Consider the following 7,269-nt stretch of genomic DNA (forward strand, 5'->3'; position numbering starts at 1 on the left):
TCAATTCTTAATTAACTAGAATCCCCTGCTACCTTGTAAATGCGCTTCACGTTAATTAAAGCAATAGTCAGAGGCTGAAATGTCAACGCTTTCAACCAGTATCACTTATGATGAAACCACCACCCTGATCATGATGACCCTCAGAGGCAAAGCAGGAGTGGATGATGTTGTTAATGCCTATAAGGCGGCTAACAACTATGCCAGCAAACACCAAAGTAGTAAGTTACTGGTAGATGTGTCTGAGCTGGAACACAGATTTGCAGCAATTGACGTGGTTAATATCATGCCTAAAGTTGCTCACCATGTTAAAAACATGAAGATTGCTCGGGTCGTGGGGATTGAAGGCTTTATGCATGATTTGTTCCTTCAAAAGGTGCAGCGTTTTGGTATTCATGCCGAGAACTTTGAGTGCTTCAAAAGTGCCAAGGAATGGTTGAGTAAAAGCTGATTCAGGCGTAAACTGGTCTGCCATGAAACAAGCGCAAAACAGCGCTGTGCAGGCCTTTACCTGCGCGAATAATAACGATATATGGTAGATACTGACAACAAGCTAAACTCTTCCGTACTGGAAGTATGTAAAACCGCCAAAGGCGTATTAAACCTCGATCTTCAAAATCACATTCAAACCATACTCGGTTGTAGTAAAGCACAGTTAGGGCAAGCGCTATTGCCATATGCTGCCAGCTTTGCTCAGGCACCTATTTCCTCATTTCTGGTCGGCGCTGTGGCATATGATAAGCATAGCGACCAGTATTTTTTGGGCGCTAATCTGGAGTTTTCACACCAGGCGCTGTCTTTGGTGGTACACGCCGAACAGGCCGCGATCAACAATGCCTGGTTAAATGGGGCTAAGGAAATTACCAGCCTGGATATTACCGCTGCACCCTGTGGCTACTGCCGCCAGTTTATGAATGAACTGAGTAACGCCAAGCAACTTAAGATCACACTGCCAAGTGGTGAAACCTCATTATCTCAGCTGCTACCGGGAGACTTTGGCCCGACAGATTTGGGCAATCAGGAGTCACTGTTCAACAGTGCACCGGTCAATATTGCAAATGCGCACGGGCTATCCAGTGAGCTTATCAGTCACTTGACCCAAGTTTATGCGCCTTATACAAACAATATTGCCGCTGCTGAGCTGGTAATGACTGATGGCACACGCTTTTATGGCCGCTACGTTGAGAATGCGGCGTATAGCCCAAGCTTATCGCCCATGCAAAGTGCTCTCAGTCAGCTAGCCATGAGTTGCCAGATATTGGCTGAGGCGAAAATTGAGCGAGCCACGTTGGTGGAAACAAAAGGAAGAGAGAATCAGCGCGCGGTCACAGAGGCGGTGATAAGCAGCTTTAACGAGGCGCTAGAGCTGCAATATTATCAGATAGACACAAAGCAGGCTTAAGCCTGCTTTGTTTTTTCCAGTACCAGCTCTGCGGCTTTGATAACCACAGACACTGCATTTTTTTCAACCAGCTGATGATCGACGTTCGGAATTTCCTGACGAGTGCGGTTTACCAGTACGCCTGCAACACACGCCGCTTTTAAACCCAGTGCCGCACACATAGTGAACAGCGTTGCTGATTCCATCTCGTAGTTCATAACATTGAGCTTTTGCCATTCTTCACAAGAGCCCTGAAATGCTTTTGGCACGTAGCCGGAGAAAGTGTCGTAGCGCTCCTGGCCCGGGTAGAAGGTGTCGCTCGAAGCGGTAATACCGGTATGATAGGTAACACCCAACTGATCACACGCCTCGACCATAGCTGCGGTGCAATGGAAATCTGAAACCGCCGGGTAGGCCAGTGGCGCAAAATGCTGGCTGGCACCGTCAAGGCGCACAGACGCTGTGCTGACCAGAATATCACCTTCGTTAATATGTGGCTGGATAGCACCAGTTGTGCCGATGCGCAGGAAAGTATTTACACCAAGTTGAGCCAGCTCTTCTACAGCAATAGAGGTAGATGGGCCGCCAATACCGGTTGAGCAAATGACAATGGATTGGCCTTTGATATCGCCAAGATAGACGTGAAATTCACGTGTCTGTGCTAAACATTTAGGGTTATCGAGTTGTGAAGCAATACGCTCTGAACGTTTAGGGTCGCCAGGTACGATAGCCAGTGTTGCACCGTTTAGATCTGCTTTCGAAAGACCCAGGTGAAATACCTTTTCCATAAATAAACCTTGTATAGTTCTAAAGCCCAATGGTCAGTTTTACCTGCATTTAAGTACAGGACGAATGTCCTTATACTGGCCTTTGAGCGTTACAATTATGTTTTTCAATCGAGAATAATATCAAGATCAAAGAAAAACCCGTCGTATTAAGTGTAATGGGCCCTGAAACAAAGGGTTGTCAATTAATTACCGCTAAGGTAGGGGTCATTAATGAGGCCAAATGTAACGCCTGAAGCCATTCAAATTAACCGATTGCTTGCAACATTGTCGACTGTCTTCTAAACCTTAATAAGGAGAAGCAAATGGGGAATACCTACTATGCCTGCAACACAATCGATAGACAAGCACACCGAGTTTGCCCGCTGTTTTGAAAGCAACAAGTTAAGCCCCTTTGTGGCGTTTCATTGGCTCGCACTCGCATTTAAAGACATCGCCAGAGCACCTTTACTAAGTCTGATATATGGACTGGTTTTTACAACGATCCCTGCAGCCATAATGTGGCTCGCATTTGAGGTGGAAACTCACTTGGTCATTTTGCCCGCGGCTGTTGCGTTTGCGTTAATAGGGCCCGCATTTGCTGCCGGCTTGTATGATGTCGCCTGGGAGCTTGAGAAGGGTCATAAACCGACGTTGAGCCATAGTTTGAAATCTATGTTCAGAAACCCTGCGGGAGAGTGGGGTTTTGCCATTTTGCTGATGGTGATTATGATTGTCTGGATGAGGTTAGCAGCTCTGATCCATGCACTGTATCCGAATGTACCTAACCCTAATTTTGAACAGCTGTCGGCATTTTTAGGGCTGGGCACGCTAGTTGGTGGCATATTGGTTGTCACTGTGTTTGCCATTTCGGCGTTTACACCTCAGATCATGATGGAACGCCGTGTCGATATCATGACTGCAGTGGTGTCCTCTATCCATGCAGTGAAATCTAACGTTGCTGCCATGATAGTGTGGGGCGCAACCATAGGTGTGCTGGTAATTGTGGGTTTCTTAACTGGTACAGCCGGATTTATTGTGATTATGCCATTACTGGCCTATGCAAGTTGGCATGGTTACATCGCGACAATAAAGACTAAGAAACCGAGAAAATACGAATAAGCAAACACTTAGCCTGCATATTCAACCGCCCTTGCTGCGCTTGGCAGTAGCAGGGCGGTTGACTTATCTCCCAGCCATGATATACCAGCTTCAGAAAAGTATATTTTAATATTTTAAAGTCCACACTATCTTCTTAACTAATTGAAATTAAAGGGTTAGTTTGATTTGTTCGCGAGTTGTACTCAAAGCTTGAGGTTAGCTTACCCAAATAGCAGCGCAGATCTGGCAATAAATCTATAAGTAGCGGTGTGGCATGTTTATGCAGTTGACTGAGGAGGTCTCAATGAGTGATAGCAAAGCAAAATTTCATCAGAAAATAGAAAACTGTCTGTGTCCGCCGGGCGATGGTGTATTTACCGTCAACACAGCAAAGGAAAGAAAAGCGGCGCTACGTGAAAAGCTGTATGGACAGACAGAAAACGTTGAACCTCTTTGGAAAGCATCATTAAACACATTAGGTGACAGTGAACACAAGGCGGCTATTTTAGGGATCAGCTCTGATTGTGGTGGCGGGATCCTAAGAGGTGCTAACTGGGGGCCATTATTTCTTCGCTCGACTTTGTTGACTGAGCAACCACAAGTCAGTGCGTTTGACTTAGGTGATGTGCGCGTTATTCCTCACTTACTTCACGATAAGTATTTAAACGAGGGAACGATCAGCAACTGTCAGAAGGCACTTTACCAGGATGAAAACAGTGAGTATCACGTTTCTCCACTGTCTATCACTGAAGATGTATGTGACGGTTTTTATGCTCATTATCCTGAAAAAGGTATCTTTGGTATCGGTGGCGACCATTCAATCAGCTACCCGCTTACTAAAGCCTATCTGAAGGCTAAACGTGAACAAGGTAAGCGCACGGCTATCATTCATTTCGATGCACATACCGATCTGCTGGTTGAGCGCTTGGGTATTGATCTGTGTTTTGGTTCCTGGTGTACGCATATTCTGGAGTTTCTGCCAGCACCCCACCACCTGATTCAGTTCGGGATCCGTTCAAGCGGCAAGAGTAAGCAACATTGGGAGTCAACGTTTGGTGTTAAGCAACACTGGGCGAATGAAATTCGTGAACAAGGTGCCGACGTCATCGTTGAGCAGGTAATCAAACAGCTTAAAGAAGATAAAGTTGATGAACTTTATGTGAGCTTCGACATTGATGCGCTGGATGAAGAGTTTGCAGCTGCAACTGGCACACCTGAGTCTGGTGGTATGACACCGGATGAGGCAATGACAATTCTGACTGCGCTAAGTAAAGAGTTCCCTATCACCGGTGCTGATATGATGGAGATTGCGCCATTCACGGATAGCTCTTTGGCAGGTCAGTCTAGCTCTGAAACAACCCTGCGTGAAGGGGCTAAACTATCAGCCTTCCTGATTGATGCCATGAACAAAGGCTAAAACAATCACCAGAAAGAAGGCGTTGGCCTTCTTTCTTGTTTTATGTCATCTGTTTTTCCTAACTCCTCGAAAATTTAACTACCCTTTGTATTCACAGTATTGGAATATTTTCCTATATTAAAAATTGCAGTCTGAATAATTCATAAGGAGCGATGCTTGGTACGCTGGTTTGTTTACGCGTGGCTTATGCTGGGTAACGCAGGTGCATATGCCTATACACTCACCCTGGTTACCGAGAATTTCGCACATTTTCAGTATGTGAACGGAGAGGGGGAGCTGGTCGGTCATGCTGCAGAGAAGGTGACAGCTGTGCTCAAAGAAGCACAGGTTGATTATCGGTTGAGTATTGATAATTGGAGCACGTCTTATAACAGCGCTAAGCGAGACCCAAATACGTGTATATTTTCTATCGCTAAGAGCGAGCAACGGAATGGGTTATTCTCATGGGTGTTTCCCATCGGCGCTTTTACAACCTCATTTTATGCGCTCAAGACGGCAAACATTCGCATCGACTCTCTTGAGCAAGCCAGGCAGTATAAGATTGCAGTGATCCGTGACAACTTTAGCCACCAATACCTGAAGAGCCAGGGGTTCGTAGAAGGTCAGCAACTGCTTTTGATCCAGTCTTTTGATAAGGTATTTCAGCTACTGGCTACACGCAGAAATATCGTTGACTTGGTGATATTAAGCGATGCTCAGTTCGAGCATAAGAGCAAAAGTGAACCCTTGAGCCACGAGCTTGAGCCGGTGATGAGGATTGAAACTATGAGTACTCAGCTCTATTTTGCCTGCAACAAAAAAGTGCCTGCGCGGATCATCCAGCGTATTCAGGCTGCTTACCAACGCCTGTACTAAGGCTTTTTAATCTCCGGCCAGCTAAAACCATGGAATGTGTCCAGATAGAGCTGCTCTACTTTTTCTCTTGCCCAGGGGGTTTTACGGAGAAACTTGAGGCTCGATTTGACTGACGGATCCTTCTTGAAACAATTGATATTGACCGCTTCAGCCATGGCTTCCCACCCGAGTTGCTCAACCAGGCGCTCAACTATATCCTGGAGCTTTATACCATGTAACGGGTTATTAGGTTGTGATTCGCTCATACTGCTTATGTTCGTTCATTAAAAGTCGCTAGTGTACCCTGATTTTGCCTTTCATTTCTACTCTGACGGGGTCGCCGTTTTTATCGAGCTTCAGCCACATCAGTGGACTCTGTGGTTGATTTTGATATCGATATGAACAGACATAGAGCTTATCAGCCTGTTTGATGACAGACCCTTCTGAGTACCTTAAGTCCTGATACCAACATACACTTTGAAGCTGTTCAAGGTAGAGATTGGTTTCGTTACCAAAGGCTGCCCCTTTGAGTGGAATCAATAAAATTGTAAATAAAAAGCAAATTAGCTTATTTTTCATGGCATAACTCCGAGTTCCAGCTAAATTTAAGGGGGAAAGCTAATGTACTATACACCTTAGCTATTGGTAATGTGCTGGCAAGGCTTTTTTGGCTAGCCAGTGGCGGTAAATTATGCAGAAGTTGGGCCTGTTTTACGGTCTCAGGAGGGAATATGGCATTTGATGAAAAACTAATGGCTGAGCTGGAGTTGCTGGTGAAGTTTCCACGTAGCAGTTTGCATCAGGGGATAAAAATACACAAAAATGCAGATCAGGATATTTTGTCGGCGGCAGAGCGCTTGTATGCCAAGGGCGTGATTGACCAACCCGACGGGGGATACTTAACCGATTTGGGGCACGATCTACTGGTGCATCTGGACCAGGTGCACAGTGCACTTAAATAGTGCGAGAGGAGAGCAGGAGCGCGTTTAAAGCGCTCCTGACTTTATTATTATTTGGGCGCGTCCGGTTGATTTTCCGGCGCAGCATCTGAAAACGCTGCCAGCGTGTTGCAGTGTTCATGAATACGCGCAATTTTTGGAAACTCGCTCATATCTACTTTAAAGCGCAAGGCATTATAGACCTGAGGAACCAGGCAAACGTCAGCAAGCGTTGGCTTATCACCAAAGCAAAACGCACTGTTGTCATCCAGCATTGCTTCCAGTTTTTTAAACCCTTCAATTACCCAATGGCGATACCAGGTGTTCTTTTGCTCATCGGTCACAGCCAGTTCGTTGCTTAGGTATTTCAATACTCTGAGGTTATCAATTGGGTGAATATCACAAGCTATGGCATAGCAAAAGTTGCGGATCTGTGCTTTTTCCCAGGGATCTGCAGGCAGTAGGGGAGTTGCTTGGTAAGTTTCCTCGAGCCATTCTAATATGGCTAAAGACTGTGCCAGTACGCCCTGGTCCGTTTCCAGAGCGGGGAGCAGACCTTGGCCGTTTTTACTCAGGTAATCAACCCCTTGTTGTTCAGATTTTAGCAGGTTGACGGGCACAAGCTCATGATCCAGTGCCTTTAGGTTGAGTGCTATCCGCACTCGGTACGCAGCAGAGGAGCGAAAATAAGTATACAGTTTCATGGTTGATCCTTTTGTTCACGACGTAGGTTAAGTTTTTATATTATACCAATTTGCTTAATTAAGTGTTCTATTTTGAGGCGAGAAAATATAGTCGATAACAAGGCAAAAATTTTGCTATTTAGTTGTTCTAAAT

Annotated in this window: 10 protein-coding genes; 6 read left to right on the forward strand and 4 right to left on the reverse strand. The window is 45.6% G+C overall.

Going from position 1 to position 7,269, the window contains the following annotated elements:
* The first annotated feature begins 79 nt into the window (after positions 1–79).
* Both TW77_RS02720 and cdd read left to right on the forward strand, forming a co-directional pair.
* Entirely contained in the window at positions 80–448 is a 369-nt protein-coding gene (locus TW77_RS02720) for a hypothetical protein (RefSeq protein WP_046003436.1), read from the forward strand.
* A gap of 81 nt (positions 449–529) precedes the next feature.
* Complete coding sequence (cdd, locus tag TW77_RS02725; RefSeq protein WP_046003437.1) at positions 530–1,399, forward strand: cytidine deaminase; 870 nt, start codon at positions 530–532, stop codon at positions 1,397–1,399.
* On the opposite strand, the gene udp is transcribed toward cdd, so the two are convergent.
* Entirely contained in the window at positions 1,396–2,166 is a 771-nt protein-coding gene (udp, locus tag TW77_RS02730; RefSeq protein ID WP_046003438.1) for a uridine phosphorylase, read from the reverse strand. The two genes, cdd and udp, sit on opposite strands and share 4 nt — an antisense overlap.
* A gap of 318 nt (positions 2,167–2,484) precedes the next feature.
* Here udp and TW77_RS02735 point away from each other — a divergent pair, with 318 nt between their 5' ends.
* From TW77_RS02735 to TW77_RS02745, 3 genes are all read left to right on the forward strand, one after another.
* Positions 2,485–3,264, forward strand: coding sequence for a DUF2189 domain-containing protein (locus TW77_RS02735; protein ID WP_046003439.1), 780 nt, complete (start codon positions 2,485–2,487; stop codon positions 3,262–3,264).
* A gap of 283 nt (positions 3,265–3,547) precedes the next feature.
* Entirely contained in the window at positions 3,548–4,660 is a 1,113-nt protein-coding gene (locus TW77_RS02740) for an arginase family protein (RefSeq protein WP_046003440.1), read from the forward strand.
* Positions 4,661–4,816: 156 nt separating this feature from the next.
* The gene (locus TW77_RS02745) at positions 4,817–5,515 is read left to right on the forward strand and encodes a substrate-binding periplasmic protein (RefSeq protein ID WP_052713006.1); all 699 of its coding nucleotides are present in this window, start codon (positions 4,817–4,819) and stop codon (positions 5,513–5,515) included.
* Here the strand turns inward: TW77_RS02745 and TW77_RS02750 are convergent.
* Both TW77_RS02750 and TW77_RS02755 read right to left on the reverse strand, forming a co-directional pair.
* The gene (locus TW77_RS02750) at positions 5,512–5,760 is read right to left on the reverse strand and encodes a VF530 family DNA-binding protein (protein WP_046003441.1); all 249 of its coding nucleotides are present in this window, start codon (positions 5,758–5,760) and stop codon (positions 5,512–5,514) included. The two genes, TW77_RS02745 and TW77_RS02750, sit on opposite strands and share 4 nt — an antisense overlap.
* A 28-nt stretch (positions 5,761–5,788) precedes the next feature.
* Positions 5,789–6,073, reverse strand: a complete 285-nt coding sequence (locus tag TW77_RS02755) for a DUF1496 domain-containing protein (protein ID WP_052713007.1) — start codon at positions 6,071–6,073, stop codon at positions 5,789–5,791.
* Positions 6,074–6,225: 152 nt separating this feature from the next.
* Here TW77_RS02755 and TW77_RS02760 point away from each other — a divergent pair, with 152 nt between their 5' ends.
* Entirely contained in the window at positions 6,226–6,456 is a 231-nt protein-coding gene (locus TW77_RS02760; protein WP_010381049.1) for a TIGR02647 family protein, read from the forward strand.
* 47 nt (positions 6,457–6,503) lie between these two features.
* Here TW77_RS02760 and maiA read toward each other — a convergent pair whose 3' ends face one another.
* Positions 6,504–7,136, reverse strand: a complete 633-nt coding sequence (gene maiA / locus TW77_RS02765; RefSeq protein ID WP_046003442.1) for a maleylacetoacetate isomerase — start codon at positions 7,134–7,136, stop codon at positions 6,504–6,506.
* Between the last annotated feature and the right edge of the window lie 133 nt (positions 7,137–7,269).

The sequence above is a fragment of the Pseudoalteromonas rubra genome (assembly GCF_000967655.1).
GTDB lineage: Bacteria > Pseudomonadota > Gammaproteobacteria > Enterobacterales > Alteromonadaceae > Pseudoalteromonas > Pseudoalteromonas rubra_A.